Annotated in this window: 22 protein-coding genes; 14 read left to right on the top strand and 8 right to left on the bottom strand. The window is 69.9% G+C overall.

Features of this window, described 5'->3' with window-relative positions:
- Positions 1–65 precede the first annotated feature (65 nt).
- A complete protein-coding gene (locus ACQY8B_RS26475; RefSeq protein WP_422084648.1) occupies positions 66–956 on the top strand; it encodes a LysR substrate-binding domain-containing protein in 891 nt (296 codons plus the stop codon).
- On the opposite strand, the gene ACQY8B_RS26470 is transcribed toward ACQY8B_RS26475, so the two are convergent.
- Genes ACQY8B_RS26470 through ACQY8B_RS26460 form a run of 3 tightly spaced genes read right to left on the bottom strand, consistent with a single transcriptional unit; the run spans position 946 to position 3,094 of the window.
- A complete protein-coding gene (locus tag ACQY8B_RS26470; RefSeq protein ID WP_422084647.1) occupies positions 946–1,575 on the bottom strand; it encodes a hypothetical protein in 630 nt (209 codons plus the stop codon). The genes ACQY8B_RS26475 and ACQY8B_RS26470 overlap by 11 nt on opposite strands.
- Positions 1,572–2,255 (bottom strand): hypothetical protein, encoded by a 684-nt coding sequence (locus ACQY8B_RS26465; RefSeq protein WP_422084646.1) that lies wholly within the window; start codon positions 2,253–2,255, stop codon positions 1,572–1,574. Before ACQY8B_RS26465 ends, ACQY8B_RS26470 begins: the two co-directional genes overlap by 4 nt.
- Positions 2,252–3,094 carry a hypothetical protein gene (locus tag ACQY8B_RS26460; RefSeq protein ID WP_422084645.1) on the bottom strand — a complete coding sequence of 281 codons (843 nt, stop codon included), beginning with the start codon at positions 3,092–3,094 and terminating at the stop codon, positions 2,252–2,254. The genes ACQY8B_RS26465 and ACQY8B_RS26460 overlap by 4 nt, the downstream gene beginning before the upstream one ends.
- Before the next feature lie 98 nt (positions 3,095–3,192).
- On the opposite strand from ACQY8B_RS26460, the gene ACQY8B_RS26455 reads away from it, so the two are divergent.
- Together ACQY8B_RS26455 and ACQY8B_RS26450 are read left to right on the top strand one after the other, a co-directional pair.
- On the top strand, positions 3,193–4,137 hold the full coding sequence (locus ACQY8B_RS26455) for an ATP-binding cassette domain-containing protein (protein ID WP_422084644.1): 945 nt from the start codon (positions 3,193–3,195) through the stop codon (positions 4,135–4,137).
- A gap of 3 nt (positions 4,138–4,140) precedes the next feature.
- The gene (locus tag ACQY8B_RS26450) at positions 4,141–4,965 is read left to right on the top strand and encodes an ABC transporter permease (protein ID WP_422084643.1); all 825 of its coding nucleotides are present in this window, start codon (positions 4,141–4,143) and stop codon (positions 4,963–4,965) included.
- Between the two features lie 7 nt (positions 4,966–4,972).
- On the opposite strand, the gene ACQY8B_RS26445 is transcribed toward ACQY8B_RS26450, so the two are convergent.
- The gene (locus tag ACQY8B_RS26445; protein WP_422084642.1) at positions 4,973–6,574 is read right to left on the bottom strand and encodes a glycosyltransferase family 39 protein; all 1,602 of its coding nucleotides are present in this window, start codon (positions 6,572–6,574) and stop codon (positions 4,973–4,975) included.
- Between the two features lie 135 nt (positions 6,575–6,709).
- Between ACQY8B_RS26445 and ACQY8B_RS26440 the strand changes: the two genes are divergently transcribed.
- The 4 genes from ACQY8B_RS26440 to ACQY8B_RS26425 all read left to right on the top strand — a co-directional run bounded on the left by ACQY8B_RS26440 (position 6,710) and on the right by ACQY8B_RS26425 (position 10,129).
- Positions 6,710–7,165: a MarR family winged helix-turn-helix transcriptional regulator gene (locus ACQY8B_RS26440; RefSeq protein WP_422084641.1), complete on the top strand. Its 456-nt coding sequence runs from the start codon at positions 6,710–6,712 to the stop codon at positions 7,163–7,165.
- Positions 7,166–7,251: 86 nt separating this feature from the next.
- Positions 7,252–7,677 (top strand): organic hydroperoxide resistance protein, encoded by a 426-nt coding sequence (locus ACQY8B_RS26435; RefSeq protein WP_019657755.1) that lies wholly within the window; start codon positions 7,252–7,254, stop codon positions 7,675–7,677.
- Positions 7,678–7,945: 268 nt separating this feature from the next.
- Positions 7,946–9,061 carry a DUF2855 family protein gene (locus ACQY8B_RS26430; protein WP_422084640.1) on the top strand — a complete coding sequence of 372 codons (1,116 nt, stop codon included), beginning with the start codon at positions 7,946–7,948 and terminating at the stop codon, positions 9,059–9,061.
- Positions 9,062–9,094: 33 nt separating this feature from the next.
- Positions 9,095–10,129 (top strand): serine/threonine protein kinase, encoded by a 1,035-nt coding sequence (locus ACQY8B_RS26425; protein ID WP_422084639.1) that lies wholly within the window; start codon positions 9,095–9,097, stop codon positions 10,127–10,129.
- Positions 10,130–10,185: 56 nt separating this feature from the next.
- On the opposite strand, the gene ACQY8B_RS26420 is transcribed toward ACQY8B_RS26425, so the two are convergent.
- Complete coding sequence (locus tag ACQY8B_RS26420) at positions 10,186–11,106, bottom strand: LysR family transcriptional regulator (RefSeq protein WP_422084638.1); 921 nt, start codon at positions 11,104–11,106, stop codon at positions 10,186–10,188.
- A 101-nt stretch (positions 11,107–11,207) separates the two neighbouring features.
- Between ACQY8B_RS26420 and ACQY8B_RS26415 the strand changes: the two genes are divergently transcribed.
- From ACQY8B_RS26415 to ACQY8B_RS26405, 3 genes are all read left to right on the top strand, one after another.
- On the top strand, positions 11,208–12,914 hold the full coding sequence (locus ACQY8B_RS26415) for an acyl-CoA dehydrogenase family protein (RefSeq protein WP_422084637.1): 1,707 nt from the start codon (positions 11,208–11,210) through the stop codon (positions 12,912–12,914).
- A gap of 37 nt (positions 12,915–12,951) precedes the next feature.
- Positions 12,952–13,929 carry a Bug family tripartite tricarboxylate transporter substrate binding protein gene (locus ACQY8B_RS26410; protein WP_422084636.1) on the top strand — a complete coding sequence of 326 codons (978 nt, stop codon included), beginning with the start codon at positions 12,952–12,954 and terminating at the stop codon, positions 13,927–13,929.
- A gap of 289 nt (positions 13,930–14,218) precedes the next feature.
- A complete protein-coding gene (locus ACQY8B_RS26405) occupies positions 14,219–15,343 on the top strand; it encodes a CaiB/BaiF CoA transferase family protein (protein WP_422084635.1) in 1,125 nt (374 codons plus the stop codon).
- 21 nt (positions 15,344–15,364) lie between these two features.
- Here the strand turns inward: ACQY8B_RS26405 and ACQY8B_RS26400 are convergent, their stop codons facing one another.
- On the bottom strand, positions 15,365–16,705 hold the full coding sequence (locus ACQY8B_RS26400; protein ID WP_422084634.1) for a UDP-glucose dehydrogenase family protein: 1,341 nt from the start codon (positions 16,703–16,705) through the stop codon (positions 15,365–15,367).
- 96 nt (positions 16,706–16,801) lie between these two features.
- Here ACQY8B_RS26400 and ACQY8B_RS26395 point away from each other — a divergent pair, with 96 nt between their 5' ends.
- The 4 genes from ACQY8B_RS26395 to ACQY8B_RS26380 are packed head-to-tail and all read left to right on the top strand — an operon-like array spanning position 16,802 to position 20,794.
- Positions 16,802–17,827 carry a glycosyltransferase gene (locus ACQY8B_RS26395; RefSeq protein WP_422084633.1) on the top strand — a complete coding sequence of 342 codons (1,026 nt, stop codon included), beginning with the start codon at positions 16,802–16,804 and terminating at the stop codon, positions 17,825–17,827.
- Between the two features lie 38 nt (positions 17,828–17,865).
- Entirely contained in the window at positions 17,866–18,876 is a 1,011-nt protein-coding gene (locus ACQY8B_RS26390; RefSeq protein ID WP_422084632.1) for a hypothetical protein, read from the top strand.
- Complete coding sequence (locus ACQY8B_RS26385) at positions 18,866–19,642, top strand: hypothetical protein (RefSeq protein WP_422084631.1); 777 nt, start codon at positions 18,866–18,868, stop codon at positions 19,640–19,642. Before ACQY8B_RS26390 ends, ACQY8B_RS26385 begins: the two co-directional genes overlap by 11 nt.
- A 3-nt stretch (positions 19,643–19,645) precedes the next feature.
- On the top strand, positions 19,646–20,794 hold the full coding sequence (locus tag ACQY8B_RS26380; RefSeq protein WP_422084630.1) for a hypothetical protein: 1,149 nt from the start codon (positions 19,646–19,648) through the stop codon (positions 20,792–20,794).
- On the opposite strand, the gene ACQY8B_RS26375 is transcribed toward ACQY8B_RS26380, so the two are convergent.
- Together ACQY8B_RS26375 and ACQY8B_RS26370 are read right to left on the bottom strand one after the other, a co-directional pair.
- Positions 20,784–22,463: a hypothetical protein gene (locus ACQY8B_RS26375; protein ID WP_422084629.1), complete on the bottom strand. Its 1,680-nt coding sequence runs from the start codon at positions 22,461–22,463 to the stop codon at positions 20,784–20,786. The two genes, ACQY8B_RS26380 and ACQY8B_RS26375, sit on opposite strands and share 11 nt — an antisense overlap.
- Positions 22,464–22,606: 143 nt before the next feature.
- Positions 22,607–23,590 (bottom strand): Bug family tripartite tricarboxylate transporter substrate binding protein, encoded by a 984-nt coding sequence (locus ACQY8B_RS26370; RefSeq protein WP_422089113.1) that lies wholly within the window; start codon positions 23,588–23,590, stop codon positions 22,607–22,609.
- Positions 23,591–23,659 lie beyond the last annotated feature (69 nt).

The following is a 23,659-nucleotide window of genomic DNA, read 5'->3' as shown; positions in this document are numbered from 1 at the left end:
TTGCGCCGGATGAATGAATAGCCACTTCTGTATTTGACTGCTGCAATTTCCGGTTTAATCGCGCGATGGATCGTTTCAAGGCCATGCAGACTTTCGTGCAGATTGCCGACCAGGGCAGCCTGACCCGCGCCGCCGAGGCGCTCGGCACCTCGCTGCCCGCGGTGGTGCGCTCGCTGGCGTCGCTGGAGGCGCACCTGGGCGTGCGCCTGTTCCACCGCACCACGCGCCGCCTCTCGCTGACCGAGGAGGGCCGCCACTACCTGCCGAGCGCGCGCGAGGTGCTGCTGGCGGCCGACGCTGCCGACCTCGCGCTGAAGGCCGAGGCGCGCGAGCCGGCCGGCCAGCTCACCATCACCGCGCCGGTGCTGTTCGGCCACATGTACGTGGCGCCGGCCATCGTGCGCTTCATGAAGCGCTACGAAAAGGTGCGCTGCAGCGTGCGGCTTTACGACCGCACGGTGAGCTTGCTCGAAGAGGGCATCGACGTGGGCATCCGCATCAGCCCGCTGGAAGACTCGTCGCTGGTGGCGCAGACGCTGGGCACCATCCGCCGCGTGGTGGCGGCGAGCCCCGCATACCTGGCCGCGCACGGCACGCCGCAACATCCGCGCGAGCTGAACGGCGCGCCCTGCGTGCGTGGCCGGGTCGATGCGCCGCCGCAGTGGCTGTTCCGCGAAGGCGGCAAGACCATCGGCGTGACGCCGGACAACCGGCTGGAGTTCAACCACATCGCACCGGCCATCGAGGCCTGCGCGGCGGGCATGGGCTTCGGCACCTTCTTCTCCTACCAGGTGATGCCGCACGTGGCGCAGGGGCAGCTCGCGCTGGTGCTGGAAGACTTCGAGCCGCAGCCGCGGCCTGTGAGCGTGATTTATCCGAATGCGCGGTTGCTGCCGGCGCGCACGCGGGCGTTCATCGACTGGATGAAGATGGAGTTCGGCGAACTCAGGCTCTAGCCGGTCTCAGGTAGGGCGCGAGCCAGTCCGCTGCCGGCAGCTCGGGGGGCTCGCGGCTGTCGTGCAGGCAGATTTCCGAATCTTGCGCCAGCAGCGGCCAGCCGTCGCGGTGGAGTTGCTCGCAGAGCGCCACCACGCGCAGGCTGAAGGCATCCAGCGGCTCGCGGCTGCGCAGCGTGAGGAAGCAGGTGTCGGCTTCTTCGTGCAGGCTGTCGCGCGACAGCTGTGCGCCGTGCGCCTCGCACAGCTGCTGAAGCGCAGACAGGTCGTGCAGCTGGCGCAGCTTGCCGCGCCACTCGAAGTACCGCCCGGCGCGGCCGAGCCTGTCGGCGTCCTGCACCGGTGCGTCGACCTTCACGCCAAGCACGGCCATGCCCGCGCGCGCCAGCCATTGCGCCAGCGCCATCGCCTCGGTCTTGGCTTCTTCGAAGTCGGCGCGCAGCCAGGCGATGGCCGAGGGCTGCGGCTTGCGCTCGCCGCTGTCGTGGTCGCTGCGATGGTGATGATGGTCGATCAGCAGCGGCCGCAGCCCGGCCTGCTCGCACACCGCGACGAATAGAGGGATCTGCGACGCATGCAGTGCGCCGCAGGTCAGGTGCAGCTTCAGCATGGGCTTCATGGCACGGCCGCCCGTTCGGGCAAGGGCTTGCCCTCGCACAGCGCCGCCGCATCTGTGGCCAGGCCGCGCACGGATTCCTCGATGCCGAGGTTCAGCACCGACATGAATTCGCCGTTGCCGTTGGCCCAGTTGGTGCGCGTGCCCATGCCGTGGTACTGGCGCACCACGGGCTCGGCGCCGGGTGTGCGGTAGGTGGCCTGAAGCACGACGTGAGAGACCAGGTTCAGTCCGGCGGACCACGCATGCGCAAGGCGCAGCGCCACGTCGGCCGTCACCTGCCGCGCGGCGCCGGGCGACGGCGGCACCGCGGCCACGACCTGCAGCCCGTAGCGGCTGGCCGACTGCAGCGCGCCACGAATCCATGGGCCGGCGTCGCCGCCCTGGATGGACTGCACCGACACCGGCGTGGCGTGCAACGTGGGCCGCATCAAGGTCAGGTTGCCCACGTTGGCCTTGTTCAGGCGCAGGTCGTCGATGACCGGCAGGTACAGGGTGCAGCCATTGGCCACGTGCAGCCGCGCGACCGGCGGGCTGTTGGGCCGCTGCGCCGCCTCGGGCGCCGGCTCGAACACCATGGAAAGCGGCTCGGTCTCGGTCAGCGCATGCGACAGGCTTGGCATGGCGCAGAGCGCGAAAAAGGCATACAGGGCGGCGGCACTCCGCGCGCGGATCGGCGTCATGGGGCTGCGCTCCTGACCGAGTAGAGGGCACCGTCCTGGTCGCGGAACAGCACGCGCCCCGGCTGCTCGTCGAAGCTCGCGCCGGCCACGGTCACCCACGAGCCGTTGATGTTGAAGCGCGCGGTCTTCACCGAGCCGGAGCGCGCGCCGGCGATGTCCATTGCCACCGCGCGCAGGGTCTGCGTCATCGAGTCGCGCATCACGCCGCGCAGCACCTGCCCGTCGTCGGCCGTGAGGCGGCGGATGACGGTGGCGCGCGCAGTACCGCCGATGGGCGTCTGGAAGATGGCGGCGGCGCGGTAGCTGGGCTCGCTCTTGCCGTCCTGCCACAGCAGGGCAGAGGCGCGTGTGGTGAATGCGCCGAGCCCCGGCTCGAGCGCGTATTGCAGCCACACCACCATGTACGCGGGGCCGTCCCGGGTGGCGGCGATGCGGGCCTCGTGCACCGCCTTGACCGGCATGGCGGCGAGCAGTTGCGCCGAGCGGATCTTCAGCGGGAACGAAGCGGGTTCGGCCAGTTGCGCCTCGAGTGCGCGGGCGGCTTCGGCGCGGTAGTCGTAGTCGAGCAGCGGGCCGACGATGGCCTGCACCTCGGCGCTCATGTCTTTCTGGCGCGACTGCTGCACGGAGGAGTCGATCAGCGCGCCGATCAGCCCGCCGCCGGTGGCCGCACTCACGCCCGGCGACTGCGCGGAGAACATGAAGCTCTCCTGGGCGACGACCACGCGGATGTCCACCTCCCGGACCTTGCCCCGGTCCCCGGCCGACAGCGGCCGATGAAACGGCGCGCAGGCGCCGAGCGCCATCAGGAGAGACAGCGCCAACAGGAATCGCAGCATCTTTGGGCCTCCCCCCGTGAAATGCATTCGGCAGCGATTGTGCCGTGGGCCGGGCAAGCCGCGGTGCGGATTGCGCATGCCTGCGTCAGAATCGCCGCGTGCAGCCCACAACAACCTCCTCCCAGCCCCTCTTCCAGGTCAGCCGGCTGCGCAAGCGCTATGGCGAAACCACCGTGGTCGACGACCTGTCGTTCGAGATCGCGCCCGGCGAATGCCTGGGCGTGATCGGCCCGAACGGCGCGGGCAAGACCACCACCATCCGCATGTGCCTGGGCCTCACCGCGCCCGACGGCGGCGAGATCTCCGCGCTGGGCCTGCAGATGCCGCGCGACGCGCTGGCCATCAAGGCGCAGTTGGGCGTGGTGTCGCAGTTCGATACGCTCGACCCCGACTTCAGCTGCGCCGAGAACCTGGTGGTGTACGGCCGCTACTTCGGCTTCGGCAAGGCACAGGTGCGCGAGCGCGTGCCGCAGTTGCTGGAATTCGCGGCGCTGTCGCACAAGGCCGATGCCAAGCCGGGCGAGCTGTCGGGCGGCATGCGCAGGCGGCTGTCGCTGGCGCGCGCGCTGGTCAACGACCCCAAGCTGTTGCTGCTCGACGAGCCCACCACCGGGCTCGACCCGCAGGCGCGCCACCTGATGTGGGAGCGGCTGCAGGTGCTGCTGCAGCAGGGCAAGTCGATCCTGCTGACCACGCACTTCATGGACGAGGCCGAGCGCCTGTGCTCGCGCCTGCTGGTGCTCGACCACGGCCGCAAGATCGCCGAAGGCCGCCCGCGCGACCTGATCGCCGAGCACCTGGAGCCCGACGTGGTCGAGGTGTACGGCAACGGCGCGCTGGCGCTGGCCGAGTCGGCCGAACTCAAGGCGATGGCCGCGCGCGTGGAGGTGAGCGGCGAGACGGTGTTCTTCTACACGCAGGACGCGCGGCGGCTGCTCGATGCCTTGACGCAGCACGGCGGACTGCGCACCTTTCACCGGCCGGCGAACCTGGAGGACCTGTTCCTCAAGCTCACGGGCCGCCAGATTCGCGAGGACGGCTAGGCCATGAACACGACAACGACGAACGCGCCCGCTTCGCCCTCGGTATGGCGCGCGCCCGAAATCTCCCTGCGCTGGTGGCCGGTGTTCCTGCGCAACCTGCTGGTGTGGCGCAAGCTGGCCATTCCCAGCCTGATCGGCAACATCGCCGAGCCGCTGATCTGGCTGGTGGCCTTCGGCTACGGCATGGGCGCGCTGGTGGGGCAGGTGGCGGTGGACGGCGTGAAGGTGCCGTACATCCTGTTCCTGGCGAGCGGTTCGATCTGCATGAGCGCGATGAACGCGGCGAGCTTCGAGGCGCTGTACTCGGCCTTCTCGCGCATGCACGTGCAGAAGACCTGGGACGGCATCATGAACGCGCCGGTCGGGCTCGACGACATCGTGCTGGCCGAGATGCTGTGGGCAGCGTTCAAGTCGATCTTCACGGTCACGGCCATCCTGTTCGTGATGCTCGGGCTGGGCATCAGCCACAGCCCGAAGCTCATCGTCGCGTGGATGGTGCTGGTGGGCGCGGGCATCACCTTCTCGTCGATCGCGCTGATCTTCAACGCGCTGGCCAAGGGCTACGACTTCTTCACCTACTACTTCACGCTGTTCATGACGCCGATGATGTTCCTGAGCGGCGTGTTCTTTCCGCTGGAGCAGTTGCCCTCGGCCGTCAGGGCCGTGGCGGCTTGGCTGCCGCTGACGAATGCGGTGGCGCTGGTGCGGCCGCTTTTCATGGACCAGTGGCCGGCGGGCTGGTGGGTTCATGCGGCGGTGCTTGCGGTCTACGCGGTCGTCGCCTTCTGGATCGCGCTGGCGTTGACGCGCAAGCGGTTCAGGGGGTGAGGCCGCGCTACTTCTTGGCATCCGCCGCGCAGTTCTTCGCTGCGCGCTCGCCGTGCGGCAGCACGATGCCCCAGCGCATGCGCAGGCTGTTGCGCTCATCGGTGCCGGCCCAGGGGATGTCCAGCGTGCCGCGGCAGTCGGCCAGGGCCAGGCGGGGTTCGAGCAGCGCGCCTTCGGAGCGGAACTCCTGCGTGTCGAGGATCAGCACCATGCCGCCTTCGCGCTCCAGCGTGCCGGGAGGCAGCCACGGCGAATTGCGCTCGTCGCCGTCGATCAGCAACTGCGTCGACGGGTCCATCTTCAGCGCCACCGCGCCCGCGAACCAGGTGTCGCCCACGAGCAGTTGCAGCGGCCGTTCGCCGACGCGGTCGCGCCAGATGACGCGCACGGCGTCCGCGACTTCCTGCGCCGGCAGGTTGGCGCGCGTGATGTAGCCGAGCCGCTTGCTCAGCACGCCGTCGACCCAGCCCTGGCCGAGCGCGCCGGCCACATGGAGCACCGCCGCCGTGATGACCACGCCGCGCCACCGGCGGCGGCTCCAGCGCTCCGCCTCGAGGCCGGGCAGCATGGCCACGGCCCACAGCGCGGCCGGCAGGAAGAAGGTGCCGAGCCACGAGGGAACCAGAGGGATCTTCAGCAGCACCGCCGCGGGAAACACGAGGCACATGGGCCCCAGCGTGGCCCAGGCCAGGAAGCGCCGGTCGAACGCGTTCAACCCCGGCGTGGCGGCCGATGAGGGCGCGCGCGCGACGGAAGCCCGGGTGAACCAGGCCCAGCCTGCCAGCAGCAGCATCGGCAACAGGCGGGATACCTGCACCAGGAACACATGCACCAGGTGGCGGTAGCCATGCCCATGCGTGCCCGGATGGACGGAATGTCGCGCGTAGGCGATGGTGCGGCTGGAGTGCTCCAGCACCCACCACAGGTGCGGCGCCATCAGCACCAGCGCGACGCCGGCCGCCAGCAGCAGGCCGCGCCGCACATGCGCATCGCGCCACAGACCCTGCCGCACGACGAAGGCCGCGCCCACCGCGAACTGCACCACCGCGCTGTACTTGGTGAGCATCGACAGCGCCGCGAAGACGCCAAGCCAAGCCCAGTCCCGCAGCCTCGACGACGACGGCGCGTGCAGCACGCGCCACAGCATCCACCAGTAGCCGGCCAGCGGCAGCAGCTGCACGGTGTTGTGGTTGTAGATGACCGCGCGCTGCACGTGGTAGGCCACCAGCGAACCGAGCAGCACGGTCAGCGCCGCGCGCGCCGGGTCGACCATTTCGAGCGACCAGCGCCACACCAGGTAGAGCGCGCCCACGCCGCAGCCGACGCCGGCCGCATAGGTCAGCCAGGGCTGGCGCCCGCCCAGCAGCATCAGGGCGCCCATCAGCCAGCTCGGCAGCGGCGGATGCTTGTAGTAGCTCCATTCGAAGCTGCTGCCCCAGAACAGCTCCTCGACGTTGTCCCAGGGCGGGGTCGGATAGAACCAGCTGATGGACAAGGTCCACAGCAGCAGCATCGCCCCCAGGGCCCACAGGATGTTGCGCTGCAAAGCGGAAGGCGAGACGGCCAGGGCCGAGGCGTTTCCTGTCGAGGGAATCGGGGAGAGTGGCATACGGAGTCGGGCGCGGGCAGGTCAGGCAGGTCGGGCGAAACGAAGGCGGGATGAAAACGAAAGGCCCAAGTGTGGCACGGCGTTTACCTTAACTTTACATTGCACACAATTTAATTGTTCGCTAAAATTCGACCCATGCGCTCCACACCTGTCGCCGCCGACGAAATGCTCAAGCTGGACAACCAGCTGTGTTTTGCCGTGTATTCCGCCTCGCTGGCCATGACCCGGCTCTACAAGCCAGTGCTGGAAAAGCTGCAGCTCACCTACCCGCAATACCTCGTGATGCTCTCGCTCTGGGAGCAGGACGGCCCCACGGTCTCCGCGCTCGGAGACCGCCTGTCGCTCGACTCCGGCACGCTCACCCCGCTGCTCAAGCGCCTGGAAGCCAACGGCTACGTGACCCGTGTGCGCGACGTGGCCGACGAGCGCCGGGTGCACATCACGCTGACGGCCGTCGGCCGCAAGCTCAAGGCCCGCGCGGCCGACGTGCCCGAATGCCTGATGGCGGCGGCCCAGTGCTCGGTGCCCGAGCTGGTTTCGCTCACCCAGCAGATCCAGACGCTGCGCGACCGCATCAGGAAAGCCGCCTGACGCAGCGCCCCCTTTTCTCCCCGCTGCGGCTGCTTGCGGCCGAAGCTTTTCCACCCTCCCTCCACTCCATCATCAAAGGAATCACCATGACCACCAAGCTCGACAAAGTGCTCTACACCGCAGAAGCCCACACGGTCGGCGGCCGTGACGGCGCAGGCAAGTCCAGCGACGGCGCCATCGACGTCAAGCTGAGCTCGCCCGGTTCCGGCAAGCCCGGCACCAACCCCGAACAGCTGTTCGCGGTCGGCTACGCCGCCTGCTTCATCGGCGCCATGAAGGCCGTCGGCCCGAAGATCGGCGTGAAGGTGCCGGAAGACGTCGCCATCGACTCCAGCGTTTCCCTCGGCCCGACGAACGGCGGCGCCGCCTACGGCATCGCCGTGAAGCTGGCGATCACGCTGCCCGGCCTGGACGCCGAAGCCAAGCAGAAGCTGGTCGACACCGCTCACCAGGTCTGCCCCTACTCGAACGCCACGCGCGGCAACATCGACGTGGAACTCACGATTGCCTGAGCTCGCCCCCAGGCTTCGCGCACTCCGTGTCGCTTCGCCTACCCCCTACCGGGGGCAACACCTGAGGCCCGGCAAAGCCGGTTCCCCGGTGTTCGCTTGAAGGGATCCGTTCCTTCGAAAAAAGCGACCTGGCCACAAGCCGGGTCGCTTTTTTCATGCCCGCCGATGTCTCACGGGTGACGCCAAAACCCGCCGCGCGATGGCGCCTTTCACCAAGCTTGGCTAACGTCGCGGCCAGCCTCATCCACCAACCGCCGGAGCTTCGCCCATGAGCACCACCAGCCTTCTCATCCGCAAAGACCAGCTCGCGACCACGCGGCTGCACACCGCCACCGACGAGCCGCTGGCCGACGGCCAGGTGCGCGTGCGCATCGACAGCTTTGCGCTCACGTCGAACAACATCACGTATGCCGCCTTCGGCGACGCGATGAGCTACTGGCAGTTCTACCCGACCGGCGAAGAAGCCTGGGGCAGCATCCCCGTGTGGGGCTTCGCGAGCGTGGTGCAGTCGCTGCACCCGGGCGTGGCGGTGGGCGAGCGGCTCTACGGCTACTGGCCGATGGCCACCGGCGCGGTGCTGAGCCCCGGGCGGCTGTCGCCCGAGCGCTTCACCGACACCGCGCCGCACCGCGCCGAGCTGCCCGCGGTCTACAACCAGTATTTCCGCTGCGCGAGCGACCCGCTCTACACCGCAGACTCGGAAGACACGCAATCTCTGCTGCGCCCGCTGTTCATCACCTCGTGGCTGATCGACGACTTCATGGGCGACAACGATTTCTTCGGCGCAAAGACCATGCTGCTGTCCAGCGCATCGAGCAAGACGGCCTACGGCACCGCATTCCAGCTGCACCGGCGCGAAGGCATCGAGGTGATCGGCCTTACCTCGCCAGGCAACGTGGCCTTCTGCGAAAGCCTGGGCTGCTACGACCGCGTCGTGGCCTACGAGGCGCTCGACACCATCGCGGCCGACACGCCCTGCGTGTACATCGACTTCGCGGGCAACGGCGCGCTGCGCAACGCCATCCACGGCCGGTTCACCCAACTCAAGTACAGCAGCTCCATCGGCGGCACGCACGTCGAGCAGCTCGCCTCCAGGGGCGCCGGCAAGGACCTGGCCGGCCCGCGCGCCACGCTGTTCTTCGCGCCCGCGCAGATCAAGAAGCGCACGACCGAATGGGGCGCGGAAGAGTTCGGGCGCCGCATGGTGGCCGCCTGGCACGACTTCATCGCCACCGCGACCGATGCGAACAAGCCCTGGCTGCGCGCCGAGCGCCACCACGGCGGCGAGGCGGTGCAGGCCGCCTATGCGCAGGTGCTGGCCGGCAAGGGCGACCCGCGCATCGGGCATGTCCTTTCTCTTTACAGACAACCCGGCGACGCCTGACCCCTGGAGCGCGCGTGTGGCGACAATGGCCACATGACTCCTTCTTCCGCGGCGCCCGCGAACACACATCCTTACGAGAGCCTCACGCCCGACGTGGTGCTCGACGCGCTCGCGACGCTCGGCCTGCACGGCGACGGCCGGCTCACCGGCCTGAATTCCTATGAGAACCGGGTCTACCAGGTCTACCTGGAAGACCGCTCCGCGGTCGTCGTCAAGTTCTACCGCCCCGGCCGGTGGAGCGAGGCCGAGATCCTCGAAGAGCACGGCTTCTCGCTCGAACTGGCCGCCGGCGAAGTGCCCGCCGTGCCGCCCCTGGCCTTCGACGGCAAGACCCTGCACCACCACGCCGGCTTCGCTTTCAGCGTGAGCCCCTACCGCGGCGGCCGCGCGCCCGAGCTCGACGACTTCGAGGTGCTCGAATGGGTCGGCCGCTTCCTCGCGCGCATCCACACCGTGGGCAGCGCGAAGCCCTTCGAGGCCCGCCCCGCGCTCGACCTGCAGACCTTCGGCCTCGACTCGCGCGACTGGCTGCTGGAGAACGACAAGATCCCGCTGGACGTGCAGCGCGACTGGGAAACCGCCTGCAACGCGGCGCTCGACATGGTGCGCCAGACTGCGCTGGCGCTGCAGCCGCCGGCCTCCGACTTCAAGCCGCGCAAGCTGCGCCTGCACGGCGACATGCACCCCGGCAACATTTTGTGGACGCCCACCGACCGCCCCGGCGGCGGCCCGCACTTCGTCGACCTCGACGACGCGCGCACCGGCTTCGCGGTGCAGGACCTCTGGATGCTGCTGTCGGGCGACCGCGTCCAGCGCACCGCGCAGCTGTCGGGCCTGCTCGACGGCTACGAGCAGTTCCGCGAATTCGACCGGCGCGAGCTGGCGCTGATCGAGCCGCTGCGCACGCTGCGGCTCATCCACTACAGCGCATGGCTGGCGCGGCGCTGGGAAGACCCGATCTTCCCGATCAACTTTCCGTGGTTCGGCTCCAGCGACTACTGGAAGGGGCAGATCCTCGTGCTGGAAGACCAGTGCGAGCAGATGGCCGAGGAACCCCTCTACGCCTAGAAATGCCGGCCCCCTGGCTTTTCACTCCGCTTCGCTGCGTGTAATTCTCCACCCCCCTAGGGGGAGGCCCGGCCGCCTTGGGGCGGCCCGGCGGCGGCCGGCTGCGCGTCGACCACGCCCTCAAGCAGGCGCTCGACCAGCACGTTGGCCGGTCCGTTGCGCCAGATGCCATAGGCCTCCGACTGCGCCACCGCGCGGTCGAGCGGCCGGAACACCGCGCCGCGCAACGCCGAATTGCGCATCGCCTGCGGCACCAGCGCCACGCCCAGCCCCTGCGACACCAGCGAGACCACGGCCAGCCAGTGGCGCACTTCATGCCGCACCTCGGGCAGGAAGCCGGCGTCGGCGCAGATAGACAGGATGCGCTCGTGATAGTCGGGCGAGGCCTCGCGCGAGAACAGCACGAAAGGCTGTGCGCGCAGGTCGGCCGGCGCCAGCACCCGCTTGCGGGCGAGCGCATGACCCGCGGGCAGGCAGGCCACGAAAGGCTCCGACAGCAGCAGCCGGTGCTGCAGTTCGAGCGGCACGCGCCGCGTGTGGGCAAAACCCAGGTCGAGCCGGTCGTTCTGCAGCTCGGTGATCTGCACGCCGGAGTTGAGTTCGCTCAAGGTGATGCGCACCGCCGGATGCTTTGCCTGGAAAGCCCGCAGCGCCTGCGGCAGGCCCCGGTACAGCATCGCACCGACAAAGCCGATGCGCAGCCGCCCCGCCGAGCCCAGCGCTACTTCGCGCGCTTCCACGGCCGCCTCTTCCGCCTGCAGCAGCACCCGCCGCGCAGACAAGCGCAGCGCCTCGCCGGCCGGCGTGAGCCGCACTTCCTTGCTGTTGCGCTCGAAAAGCCGCGCGCCCACCGTGTCCTCGAGCTGGCGGATCGCCACCGACAGCGGCGGCTGCGAGATCGACAGGCGCCGCGCTGCCCGGCCGAAGTGAAGCTCTTCGGCGAGCACGGAGAAATAGCGCAGATGCCGCAGTTCCATGAATAGTCAGATCGAATCGAACAAGACCAAATCGATATTAGACACGGATCGTCGCGGCTTCAACAATGCGCCAGACCAAAGGACCCATGGAGACAAAGCGCATGTCCGCAGAGCAAGCCCATCCCATTCCCGACCGCCACGGCCAGAACCTGTTCACCACCGACGCCGAGCTGCACGCCCTGCTCGCGCTCTACCTGCCCGAAGACCTTCGCCGGCACATGCAGCCGCACTTCGAGCGCCTGGGCGGCCTCGCGGGCGGCCTGCTCGACGAACTGGCCGGCACAGCCGACCGCAACCCGCCGGTGCTCAAGCAGCGCACCCGCACCGGCCTGGACGACCAGAAGATCCTCAAGCACCCCGCGTACGTCGAGATGGAACGCCTCGCGCTCGCCGAATTCGGCCTGGCCGCCATCTCGCACCGCGACGAGACGCTGGGCTGGCACGGCAAGATGCCGCCGCTCGTCAAATACCTGCTGACCTACCTGTTCGTGCAGGCCGAGTTCGGTTTGTGCTGCCCGGTGTCGATGACCGATTCGCTCACGCGCACGCTGAAGAAGTTCGGCGACCCGGAGCTGGTCGCCAGGTACCTGCCGCGCCTGACCTCGCTCGACTTCGACGAACTCGCGCAGGGCGCCATGTTCATGACCGAGCAGGCCGCCGGCTCCGACATTGCCGCCACCGCCACGCTGGCCCACCGGGAAGCCGACGGCAGCTGGCGCCTGAGCGGCGACAAGTGGTTCTGCTCCAACCCCGACGCCGACTTCGCGATGGTGCTCGCGCGCGCCGACGACGAATCGGGCGGCCAGCCCGGCATGAAGGGCGTGTCGCTGTTCCTGCTGCCGCGCCGGCTGGACGACGGCAGCCTCAACCACTACCGAATCATCCGGCTGAAGGACAAGCTGGGCACGCGCTCGATGGCCAGTGGCGAGATCCGCCTCGAAGGCGCGGTCGCGTATCTGGTGGGCGAGGCGGGCCGCGGCTTCGTGCAGATGGCCGACATGGTCAACAACTCGCGCCTGTCGAACGGCGTGCGCGCCGCCGGCCTGATGCGCCGCGCGGTGGCCGAGGCGGAGTTCATCGCGTCAGAGCGCCGCGCCTTCGGCCGCACGCTCGATCAGATGCCGCTGATGCAGCGCCAGCTCGACAAGCTGCGCCTGCCGGCCGAGCAGGCCCGCACGATGGTGTGCCAGACCGCACTGGCGCTCGCCCGCTCCGACGCCGGCGAGCCCGATGCCTATGCGCTGCTGCGCATCCTCACGCCGCTCATCAAGTTCCGCGCCTGCCGCGATGCGCGCAAGGTGACGGGCGATGCGATGGAAGTGCGCGGCGGCTGCGGCTACATCGAGGAATGGAGCGATGCGCGCCTGGTGCGCGACGCGCACCTGGGCTCGATCTGGGAAGGCACGAGCAACATCGTGGCGCTCGACGTGATCCGCGCGGTCAAGCGCGAAGGCTCGCTGCCCGTGCTGCGCGCGCACTGCCAGAAGCTGCTCGACGACGCGGCGCTGGCCCCGGCCTTTGCCAAGGCCTTGCGCAACGCACTGGACCGCGCCGCCGCGCTGACCGAGACCGCCGCGCGCGAAGGCGGCGACGTGCTCGCGCGCCAGGCGGCATCGGCGCTCTACCACTGCACCAGCGCCATCGCGATGGCCTGGGAAGCCGCACACAGCGGCTCCGCACCGCGCCTGCGCTGGGCGCAGCTGGTGCTGCTGCACCGCGTGCTGCCGCGCGACCCGCTCTCGCCGGACGCGATGCCCGCCGACTGGAACGGCGCCCTCACCGCGCGCACCGCAGAGGCCGTCGCCTGAACCTGCTTTCCCACCACACAAGAACCGGAGACACCCCTTGAAACGCTTCATCTTCCTGCTGACCGCATGCGCCACGCTCGTGGCCGCCGTGCCTGCCGCGCATGCGGCCGACGCCTTTCCCACCAAGCCCTTGACGCTGGTCGTGCCCTTCCCGCCCGGCGGGCCGACCGACGCGATGGCGCGCACGCTCGCCGCCGAGATGAAGGACCGCCTCGGCCAGCCGATGATCGTGGAGAACCGCGCGGGCGCGGGCGGCAACATCGGCGCCGAATACGTGGCGCGCGCCGAGGCAGACGGCCACACGCTGATGTTCGGCACCTCGGGCCCGCTCGCCATCAACAAGAGCCTGTACCGCAAGATCAACTACGACCCGGTGAAGAGCTTCGCGCCGGTGATCCAGGTCGGCTACCTGCCCAACATCCTGGTGGTGAACCCCGCCCTGCCGGTGAAGACCGTGCCGGAGCTCGTGGCCTACGCCAAGGCCAATCCCGGCAAGCTGAGCTATGCGTCGTCGGGCAACGGTGCGTCGTCGCACCTGGCGGGCGTGCTCTTCAACTCGGTGGCGGGCACGGACCTGCAGCACATTCCGTACAAGGGCACGGGGCCGGCGCTGAATGACTTGCTGGGCAACCAGGTGAGCATGACTTTCACAGACATCCTCACCGCATTGCCGTATGTGAAGGCGGGCAAGCTGCGCGCGCTGGGCGTGGCCACATCGGCGCGCTCGCAGGCGCTGCCCGACGTACCAACGATCGCGGAGCAGGGCTACAAGGGTTATGACGTGAGCGTGTTCTTCGGCATCGTCGCGCCGGCCGGCACGCCTGCGGACCGCGTGGCCAAGCTGAATCACGCTTTTGCCGAGGTACTCAACTCACCCAAGGTGAAGCAGATGTTCACCGCCCAGGGTCTCGAAGCATCGGCCGACACATCGCCACAGAAGCTGGGGCAGTTCATCGCTGCGGAGTCGGTCAAGTGGAAGGACGTGGTTCAGAAGTCCGGGGCGCAGCTGGACTGATGCAGTCATTCAGGGCGCGATCACGCCGACGGGGTACCTTGCTCCGCGAATGTCCCCCGGCCTGCGGCCTCCTCCTTTATTTCGCTGCGCAAGGCACCCCATCGTCGTGATCGTTCAGAGCACTTGTTGATCAAGTGGACCAACGGCGGCGCTCGTTGTGCACAGGGCGCCGGGTGCTCCCCGCAGCGAAATAAAGGAGGAGGGGCGAAGCCCCGGGGGACATTCGCGGAGGGGAGTACCCGGTGGCCTGTGCACGCGCCCCGAAAGAAAGAACAAACGAAAGACAGAAATGACACAACCCCAAGGCGCCCTCGCAGGCATCCGAGTGCTGGACATCTCCCGCATCCTCGGCGGTCCCTACTGCGGACAGATCCTCGGTGACCACGGTGCCGACGTGCTCAAGGTCGAGCCGCCACAAGGCGACGACACCCGCACCTGGGGCCCGCCGTTCAAGGAAGGCGTGGCCTCGTACTACCACGGCCTCAATCGCAACAAGCGCGTGCAGCATCTCGACTTCTCGACCGACGAAGGCCGCGAAGCCCTTCTCGCTCTGGTGGCCGAGGCCGATGTGCTCATCGAGAACTTCAAGACCGGCACCATGGAACGCTGGGGCATCGGCTACGAGACGCTGGCGCAACGCTTTCCGCGCCTCGTGTGGTGCCGCGTCTCCGGCTTCGGCGCCGATGGTCCGCTCGGCGCGCTGCCCGGCTACGACGCCGCCGTGCAGGCCATGACCGGCATCATGAGCATCAACGGCGAAGCCGATGGCGGCCCGCTGCGCGTCGGGCTGCCCGTGGTCGACATGGTGACCGGCCTCAACGCGGTCATCGGCGTGCTGCTCGCGCTGCAGGAACGCAACCGCAGCGGGCGCGGCCAGTTCGTGGAAGCGGCGCTGTACGACAGCGGCCTGTCGCTGCTGCATCCGCATGCGGCCAATTGGTTCATGGACGGCACCGCGCCGCGCCGCACCGGCAACGCGCACCCCAACATCTATCCCTACGACGCACTCGCCACCCGCACCGACCCCGTGTTCGTCGCCGTGGGCAACGACCGCCAGTTCGCCAGCCTGTGCCGCTGCATCGGCCTGCCCGGGCTTGCCGAAGATCCGCTCTACCGCAGCGCCGGCGCACGCTCGGTACACCGCGACGGGCTCAAGCAGCAGCTCGAGGCGGCCATGGCCGCGTTCGACGGCCGCCAGCTCGTCGAGCAACTCATGGCCGCCGGCGTGCCCGCCGCGCCGGTGCTGCCGGTCGACGCCGCGTTGCAGCACCCGCACACGCTGCACCGCGAGATGGTGGTGGAGATGCCCGGCGACTACCGCGGCATCGGCGCGCCGGTCAAACTGAGCCGCACGCCGGCCAGCTACCGGCACGCGCCGCTCACGCCGGGCGACGCCTTCCTGCCGCAGGACTGACGGACTGACCGGACGACCGCCTCAGCGCAGCACTGGGCGCCCGCGCCCGATGCCGTAGTACGCGATGCCCGCGGCTTCCACCTGCGCCGCGTCATAGACGTTGCGGCCGTCGAAGATCGCCGGCATGCGCAGTTCCCGCCCGATCTGCGCAAGGCCGATCTCGCGGAACGCCGGCCACTCGGTCACCAGCGCCAGCACGTCGGCGCCCTGCAGCGCCTCTTGCGCGGTGGCGCACCAGCGCAGGCCGTCGCGCTCGCCGACGATGGCGCGCGCATTCGCCATCGCGGCCGGGTCGTGCACCTGCACGCGCGCGCCTGCCGCCAGCAGCCGCTCCAGCAGCACCAGGCTGGGCGCGTCGCGCATGTCGTCTGTGTCGGGCTTGAAGGCCAGGCCCCACAAGGCGACGGTCTTGCCCGCGATGCGGCCTTCGAAGTGGTGCGTCATCAGCTCGAACAGCCGGCCCTTCTGCTCGTGGTTCGCGGCCTCGACCGCCGAGAGGATGCGCAGCGCATGGCCGTCGCGCTCGGCCATGCGCGTCAGCGCGCGCACGTCCTTGGCGAGGCAGGAGCCGCCGTAGCCCGCGCCCGCCTGCAAAAAGTCGGGCCCGATGCGGTGGTCCGCGCCGATGCCGCGCCGCACCATCTCGATGTCCGCGCCCGCATGCCCGGCCACGCGCGCCATCTCGTTCATGAAGCTGATGCGGGTGGCGAGCATCGCGTTGGCGGCGTACTTGGTGAGCTCGGCCGAACGGCGGTCCATCACCAGCAGCGGTCTTTCAGGTTCGCCCACGAACGACGCGTAGAGCCGGGCAAGCAGGTCGATGGCCCACGGGTCCCGCGTGCCGATCACCACGCGGTCGGGCCGGCGGCAGTCGCGCACCGCCGCGCCCTCGCGCAGGAACTCGGGGTTGGCGGCCACCGCGATGCGGTGCGAGGCGCCACGCCGCGAAAGCTCGCCACTCAGCACGGCCTCGATCTGGTCGGCCGTGCCCACCGGCACGGTCGACTTGCACACCACCATCGCCTCGCGGTCGCGGTGCCGCCCGATGCCCGCCGCCACCGCCATCACATGCCGCAGGTCGACACGCCCTTCGGCATCCGCCGGCGTGTTGACCACGATGAAGAGCACGTCGCCGTGCCCGCAAGCGGCCTGCGCGTCGGCGGTGAAGCGCAGCGTGCCGGCGGCCAGGCCCTCGGCCACCAGGGCTTCCAGGTCCGGTTCGTGCAAGGGCATCAGGCCGCGCTGCAGCCCTTCGATGCGCGCCAGGTCGGCGTCGGTGCAGAGCACCTCGTGGCCGGCCTCGGCCAGGCAGGCCGCGAAGCTCAGGCCCACGTAGCCGGCGCCGAAGATGCTGACCTTCATGGCCGGCCCGACGGCGCGCGGCACTGGTGGCAGGCACGGTTGTGCGATAAAAGCAGGATGCAAGCCTTCAAAACAATGTCCGGACAGGAAAATTCGATGATGCCTGATCAAGTTGCCGCGCGTTGCGCGCTGGTCCTGGAGACCAACAACCTGCGCGGCGGAGCGGATGCCGAGGCAAGGGCCGGTGCCAGCCTGCAGCGCCTGGTGGCGCTGCTCGCAAAACAGAAACTGCCGCTCACGGCGCTCGCGCAGGTGGTCATCACGCACGACGGGCTGAGCCCCGCCACCTGCGATGCGGTGAGCGCGCTCGCGGGCAGGCCGGTGGACTTCGTGCGCATCGACACGGCCACCGGTTACTACGACGCAAAGAACGCCGGCTTCGCGGCCACCGACGCGCAGCGCTGCACGCACGTGGTGTTCGCCGATGCCGACTGCCTGCCCGACGACGACTGGCTGCTGCAGATGCTGCTGCCGTTCACCCGAAGCGATGCGCCCGCAGTGGTGGCCGGGCGCACCAGCTACGCAGCCAACGTGGTGGGTACCGCGCTGACCACCATCGACTTCATGTACTTCCCCAACGCGGACCATGCGGGCGCCACGAGCAACTTCTACGCGAACAACGTGGCCTTCCGCCGCGAGGTGTTCGAGCAGCACAGCTACCAGGCGCTCGACGGCGTGTACCGCGCGCACTGCCAGGTACTGGGCATGCGGTTGAAGACAGCGGGCGTGCCCATTCACTACGCAGCAGCGGCACACACCGAACACCGACTGCCAGACACGCGCATCGAGGCGCTCAAGCTGCGCTGGATGCGCGGGCAGGACACTTACTCGCTAACGCCGCACCTGCTGCGCAGCTACGTGTCGCCGCGCTGGCAGTGGCTGGCGAAGAGCGGCCCCATCGGCCCGCTGTGCGTGCTGTTCACGCGGCTGGGCTTCAGCGTGAAGGCGCTGAACCATCAAGACCTGCCGCCGCTGCGCGGACTGCGCCGGCTCGCGGGCGTGGCGCTGATTTTGGGCTTCTCGGCCGTCGACATGCTGGGCGCATTCGCGCGCGGCATCGGCTGGCACACCACGGGCCGCACCAATGCGGATGCGCAGGCGCTCTCCTATCACCGGCCTTGAATCGCCGCTCGCCACAAGAACAACAAACGACAAAAACCATGCACATCCGCTCTTCGCTTCTGGCGCGCCGCGCCGCGCTCGGCCTTGCGCTCGCAGGCGCCTTCACGCTGGCAAGCGCCGCCGACTTCGCCGGCCGCGGCGTGTTCAACTTCAAGTCCGACGCCGGCTGCCCCTTCGCCGCGCTGGCCGGCGCGGGCAACGGCTGCAACCGCCTGGCGCTCGACGACCCCGAAACGCGCGCCGCGCTCGACGGCGCCGCACACACCATCCGCTTCACCAACACCCGCAGCTACGCCGAGAAGACCATCGTCGGCGACGTGCTGCTGCAGGGCTCGGGCCAGGCGCGCGGCGGCCAGCGCGTGCCGCTGACCTTCCACGCGCTGCTGAGCCGGTCGGGCACCGACTGGTCGGTGAGCAGCCACGCGCACTCGCCCATCGGCGGGGAATTCAACGACATCCGCATCGACCCGTACCAGGTCGTGGTGAACGAGGCGAACACCGACCGCGTGGTGCTCACGGCCGATCAGGTCATCGAGGCGCTGGCCAAGCCCTCGCTCACGGCGCGCCTGGCCAACGTGCTGGTGCAGGTGGACGACAACCGTACCGATGGCGCGAAAGACGCCGACATCACCATCGGCCTGGGCCTGGGCAAGGCGTCGAAGTCGGTGGCGCGCGCACGCTTTCACGCGCCGGCCGCCAAGGGGCGCGAGCTGGCCGACGCCATGCAGCAAGGCAACTGGACACTGGAGCTGCAGGCGCTCAGCGGCAAGATCCCGCGCCAGGTGGTGCAGCGCGACCTGTTCCTGTACGGGCTGGAATCGCAGTCGCTGTTGCAGCCGCTGCTGCAGCGCGGCTTCCGCAAGAACGAGAAGCTGGTGCTCGGCGCGTCCGGCGGCAAGGGCTTCGTGCGCTATGACGGACAGCAGCGCGAGTTCGCGGGCGCCGACGCGGCCGCGCGCGCGTTCCTGCAGGACAGCTTCATCGGGCTCGTGCTGGGCTGGCAGCAGCAACAGTCGCAGCCCGTGCAGGCCAAGGCCGATGCCCGCTGACCAGGCACCGGACACCGCAGCCGGCTTCGACTGCCTCGCCCCGCCGCGGCTTCGCGGCTGGCCCGCGATGCAGGCGCGCATCGTGCACCACGTCAAGCGCGCCGCGCTGCGGCAGCTGCATGCGAGCAACGCGGGCGAGATGCTGCTGCTGCGCTTCTACCTGGTGGGCGAGGAGTCGTCCGAGCAGGCGCTGCAGCGCGAGCTGCGCATCGACCCGCCCGACTGGCTCGCGCGCCAGCTCGACCAGCACCTTGCCGACGAGCAGTTGCACGCGCGCCTGTTCGCCGAAGCCATCGTGGAGCGCGGCGGCACCGCCCAGGCCGCCGCCTCGCCCGAAGAAGCGCCCCGGCCCGACTGGTTCAGCCGCCGCAAGCTGGCGCGCTGGCAGCAGCTGATTCGCCGGCATGCGCCGCACTTCGGGCACGGCGGGCTGGTGCCTGCCTATGCCATCGGCCTGAGCGCGGAACAGATGGCTTCACGCATCCTGCAGCGCCACTGCGCGCTGATCGGCCGGCAGCATGCGCTGCATCCGCTGCTGTCGCGCGTGCTGGCCGACGAAGACCGCCACATCCGCCTGTGCAGCCACACGCTGCAGCGCTGCGTGGCGCCGCACGAGCAGGCCCGGCTCGCGCAGCTGATGCGCGAGGTGCGCGACACCGAACGCGGCTTCGGCATCACCGGCGCGGCCGGGATGTGGCTGGCCGGCGTGGCCCTGCGGCTGCGCCCGGGCGCCACGCGGCCGGTGCAGCACCAGCACCACGCCTGATCGATGCCGCCGCGCATCCTCTACCTCGCGACCGCGGACGCGCGCGGCCACCTGATGCGCGCGCAACTGCTGACGCATGCGCTGCGCGAGGCCGGCGCGCAGGTGCAGGTGCTCACCACCTCGGACGAAGGCGCGCGCTTCCTGGCCGGCTTCGGCATCGACGCGCCGGTTCTCTCGCGCCACTACGCGGTGCAGTTCGACAAGGAGCAGAACATGCTGCGCCGCGAGACCGACCGCAACGTGGCGCACTACATGTTCCGCCCCTCGCGCATGCTGCGCGACGTGCTGCGGCTGCGCCGCCGCTTCCGCGACGCGGACCTGGTGGTGAACGACTCCTTCCACCCCGCGCTGCTGCTGATGGGCTGGCTGCCGTTCTGGCGCCGCAAGGTCGTGCATGTGTACGGCGCGAGCCTGCGGCATGCGCTGCAGACCAACTTCGAGGGGCGCATGCCGGGCGCCGTGGCACGGCTGTTCGGCGGCATCGTGGCCTGGCAGATCGACCGCAGCCTCGCGCGCATCGCGCACGACTTCGCCCACGCACAGCCTGCACATGACGGGCGCGGCGGCTGGCGGCTGCCGACGCCGGTCGCGGTGGTGGATGCGGTGGCCCATGCACAGGAGGCCGCGCCGCGCGCCGCGGCCGTCTACCTGAACCCGCACTTCGAGGAACCGGCACTGGCCGAAGGCCTGGAGCAAGGCCTGGCCGATGCGGGCCTGCCGGCGCACCTGGTCGGCGAAGGCTATGCGCGGCGGCCCCGCTGGCATGCGCGCGACGAGCACTGGATCGAGGCGGCCGCGCGCAGCGCCTTCATCGTCTCCGCGCCGGGCATGGCGGCGCTGTCGATCGCGGCGGTGTACCGCAAGCCGATCCTGCTGCTGCTGACCGACCAGCCCGAACAGGCGATCAACGCCGGGCGCGCCGCGCAGCTCGGGCTCGAGCACCGGGTGGTGGTATGGCGCGGCGACGCGGCGAAGTTCGCGCGGGCCGTGGCGACGGCAGCGGGCGAACTGGTCGCCACCAACGCCGGCAACGCCACCGACGCCACCGACGCCACGAAAGCGGCGGAGGGCCGGCAGGCCGCCATCGACCGCCGCCAGCACTGGGTCACGCTGCTGATGCGCCTTGCCGGTGGCGGACCGGCTACCCCATGACCCCGCGCGCCGAATCGACCACCGCGCGGAACACGCGGGCCGCCGCGCGCAGCGGATGCATCTCGGCCCATCGCATCGACGTGGCCTTCGGCGGCGCCGAGACCACGCCCCGGCCCAAGCGCAGCGACACCTGCAGCCGCTTGATCGTGAAAGACGGCCGCGCCAGCGCCCGCCGCGGCGCGGAGCGCCCGGTGTCCGCCACCACGAACTGCAGCACCAGGCATTTGCGCGCCGCCGTGGCCTCGATGTCGAACACGAGGCTGCGGCGCCGCGCCCCCGTAACGCGCCGGGCCGGCAGCACCACGCCGTCGAACATGGCGTGCACGCTCGTGGCCTTGGCATTGCTGCGGTAGTCCACCCGCACCTCGATGCGGTGCGGCCTCTGGTGCGACAGCGAAAGCGATTGCGACGGCGCCAGCGCGGGCAGCGGTATGACCAGGCTGGCCAGCTCGCCCTCGCTGCGCGCGCCCTCTCCGTCGAAGCCGGCCCAGCCGTGGCTGAGCCAGCCGGTCGCGGGGCTGCCGGGGTGGAACATGTAGGGCCGGTCCATCCGCAGCTCGGCCACGTCGCGCAGGCCCTGGCTCTTGTCGTCGAAACCCCGGCGCAGCGCGAACGCCCGCTCGATGGCGGCGGCGGGCCAGGCCGATGCTCCCGCGGCGGCATCGGCCGCCAGGGGAGAGATGTCGCCGCAGGCCTCGGCCATGAAGTCCATCGCGCCGAGCCCGGCGCCTATAGGCATCCAACCCGAGCATGCCGCCGGCAGCTGCGAGCGCGCGTTGCGGTCCGCATGGATCAGCGCATGGGCGGGCTTGCGAAAGTAGCGCGCCTCGGTCAGCACGCTGGACGACAGCGACGACGCGAAGTGCACGTTGTTCGCCGACAGCAGCGCATACGTGTTCTCCTGCGTCCATGCGACGTTGGGAATCGCCCGCGCGATGGGCGCGAGGTCGTGCAGCGCGGGCTCGCAGGGATGCGGCTTGATGACCAGCAGGTCGACCCCGCGCGCCAGCTCGCGCAGCGGTGCGATCACGCTGGCCGGATGCATGGTGCGCCCGCCGCCCACCACCGACAGGTCGACCAGGCTCTGGCCGAAGAACAGCCCCACGCGCAGGCGCGGGTCGAACAGCGAAGCGGCGCCGCGCCTGGCGAAGCAGCCCTTGATCACGCTCGCGTGATTCCAGAACAGCTCCTCGTCCACCTGGCGCGCGCGCAGCGCGGCCTCGATGGCGGGGTCGTTGGTGCGGGCGCAGAAGTGCAGGTGCTCGGTGAAGCGGCGCGGGTCGATCTCGATGTCGAGGTAGCTGGCGCCGCTGCGGTGGATGCAGTGCTGCAGCGCCGGCGTCAGGCCCCAGCCGATCACCAGGCAGCCGGGGTCGAACGCCGGCATGCCGTCGCGGCCCGCCAGCGGCGCCAGGTCGGCGATGCAGGCGCGGGCCCAGCCGGCCGGCGTGCAGGGCAGGTCGAGCCGGGCCATGAGGCGCGCAACGTCGATGCGCCCGCCGTCGGACAGCGGCGCGACCTCTTGCGCCGGCAGGCCCAGGCGGCCAAGCGCGGTGTCGAAGAAGGCACGCAGGAATCGCCGGTTCGCGACGTGGTAAGTCAGGCCGTTGGCTGCGGAGCGAAAAAAATCGTCCGCAAAGACGACGTGGTGGAACCGGCGAGTTTTCATTGTTTTTCCTGGCGGGAGCGGCCTGCCCCTGCACACCGTCCCACCGACCCTTTCTGGCGATGCGCCAATCTAGGCAGCGACTCTTAGCCGGGAATGAGGACGTCGCGGCCTGCGCGCAAAGTTGCCGTAAAGGCGCGGGCGGCTCAGTCGAGCACCAGGTTGAGGTCGCGGATGAGCGGCTGCCAGCGTGCCGATTCGCCCTGCAGCAGCGAAGCGAACTTGCCAGGCCCGTCGCCCGCGGCCTCGACGCCCAGGTCGGCAAACCTGGCCAGCACCGCCGGGTTGTGGATGGCGCTGGCCACAGCCTGCTGCAGCAGCGCGACCAGCTCGCCCGGCGTGTTCAAGGGCACCACGAGCCCCATGAGCGTGGCGGCCTCGACGCGCGGCAAGCCGAGTTCGGCGAAGGTCGGCACCGCCGGCAGTTGCGCCAGCCGGCGCGGATGGGCCACCGCCAGCGCGCGCAGCTTGCCGCTCTGGATGAAGCGGCGGGCCGCCGCCAGGTCGCACATCATGGCCGGCAGCTGGCCGCCGGCCACGTCGGCCAGCGCGGGCGCCGCGCCGCGGTAGGGCACGTGCACCATCTCCAGGCCGGCCTCGCGCTCGAGCAGTTCCATGGCCAGGTGCTGCGGACTGCCGGTGCCGGCGGAGGCAAAGCTGACCTTGCCGGGAAAGGCGCGCGCATCGGCGATGAAGGCCTGCGCGTCTTTCTCGCCGGTGGCCGGGCCGACCAGCAGCACCATCGGCAGCCGGCCCATCAGCGTGACCGGCGCGAAGTCGCGCGCGGGGTTGTAGCTGAGGTTGCGGTAGAGCGCGGGGTTGAACACCAGCATGCCGTTGTCGGCCGACAGCAGCGTGTAGCCGTCGGCCGGCGCGCGCGCGGCCTCGATGGCGCCGAGCGCGGTGTTGCCGCCGGCGCGGTTCTCGATGGTCACGGGCTGCCCGGTGTCGATGGCGAGCTGGGCGCCCACGGTGCGCGCGACGATGTCGGCGCCGGCACCGGCCGGGTACGGCACGATCCAGCGGAAGGCCCTCGCGGGATAGAGCGGCTGCGCCGTCGCGCCCCTGAAACCGGCCGACAGGGCGGCTGTGGACAGCAGTTGCAGCAGAAGCGGTCGGCGGCGGATCATGGGCAGCATGGGCGGGCGTCTCCGCCCCCATGTTAGGGCCTGTTCAATCGCGAGACACCGCGGAACCGG

The sequence above is a fragment of the Variovorax sp. genome (assembly GCF_965279555.1).
Taxonomy (GTDB): domain Bacteria; phylum Pseudomonadota; class Gammaproteobacteria; order Burkholderiales; family Burkholderiaceae_C; genus Variovorax.
The sequence above is the reverse complement of the archived record's forward strand: the minus strand, read 5'-3'. Positions and strand labels throughout refer to the sequence as shown.

Coding starts and splice junctions, on each gene's coding strand:
- ACQY8B_RS26450 (WP_422084643.1), top strand. CDS start 4,141: ATGAACACGACAACGACGAACGCGCCCGCTTCGCCCTCGGTATGGCGC.
- ACQY8B_RS26475 (WP_422084648.1), top strand. CDS start 66: ATGGATCGTTTCAAGGCCATGCAGACTTTCGTGCAGATTGCCGACCAG.
- ACQY8B_RS26465 (WP_422084646.1), bottom strand. CDS start 2,255: ATGACGCCGATCCGCGCGCGGAGTGCCGCCGCCCTGTATGCCTTTTTC.
- ACQY8B_RS26460 (WP_422084645.1), bottom strand. CDS start 3,094: ATGCTGCGATTCCTGTTGGCGCTGTCTCTCCTGATGGCGCTCGGCGCC.
- ACQY8B_RS26420 (WP_422084638.1), bottom strand. CDS start 11,106: ATGGAACTGCGGCATCTGCGCTATTTCTCCGTGCTCGCCGAAGAGCTT.
- ACQY8B_RS26390 (WP_422084632.1), top strand. CDS start 17,866: ATGCACATCCGCTCTTCGCTTCTGGCGCGCCGCGCCGCGCTCGGCCTT.
- ACQY8B_RS26435 (WP_019657755.1), top strand. CDS start 7,252: ATGACCACCAAGCTCGACAAAGTGCTCTACACCGCAGAAGCCCACACG.
- ACQY8B_RS26395 (WP_422084633.1), top strand. CDS start 16,802: ATGATGCCTGATCAAGTTGCCGCGCGTTGCGCGCTGGTCCTGGAGACC.
- ACQY8B_RS26405 (WP_422084635.1), top strand. CDS start 14,219: ATGACACAACCCCAAGGCGCCCTCGCAGGCATCCGAGTGCTGGACATC.
- ACQY8B_RS26425 (WP_422084639.1), top strand. CDS start 9,095: ATGACTCCTTCTTCCGCGGCGCCCGCGAACACACATCCTTACGAGAGC.
- ACQY8B_RS26415 (WP_422084637.1), top strand. CDS start 11,208: ATGTCCGCAGAGCAAGCCCATCCCATTCCCGACCGCCACGGCCAGAAC.
- ACQY8B_RS26440 (WP_422084641.1), top strand. CDS start 6,710: ATGCGCTCCACACCTGTCGCCGCCGACGAAATGCTCAAGCTGGACAAC.
- ACQY8B_RS26400 (WP_422084634.1), bottom strand. CDS start 16,705: ATGAAGGTCAGCATCTTCGGCGCCGGCTACGTGGGCCTGAGCTTCGCG.
- ACQY8B_RS26445 (WP_422084642.1), bottom strand. CDS start 6,574: ATGCCACTCTCCCCGATTCCCTCGACAGGAAACGCCTCGGCCCTGGCC.
- ACQY8B_RS26375 (WP_422084629.1), bottom strand. CDS start 22,463: ATGAAAACTCGCCGGTTCCACCACGTCGTCTTTGCGGACGATTTTTTT.
- ACQY8B_RS26370 (WP_422089113.1), bottom strand. CDS start 23,590: ATGATCCGCCGCCGACCGCTTCTGCTGCAACTGCTGTCCACAGCCGCC.
- ACQY8B_RS26430 (WP_422084640.1), top strand. CDS start 7,946: ATGAGCACCACCAGCCTTCTCATCCGCAAAGACCAGCTCGCGACCACG.
- ACQY8B_RS26380 (WP_422084630.1), top strand. CDS start 19,646: ATGCCGCCGCGCATCCTCTACCTCGCGACCGCGGACGCGCGCGGCCAC.
- ACQY8B_RS26385 (WP_422084631.1), top strand. CDS start 18,866: ATGCCCGCTGACCAGGCACCGGACACCGCAGCCGGCTTCGACTGCCTC.
- ACQY8B_RS26470 (WP_422084647.1), bottom strand. CDS start 1,575: ATGAAGCCCATGCTGAAGCTGCACCTGACCTGCGGCGCACTGCATGCG.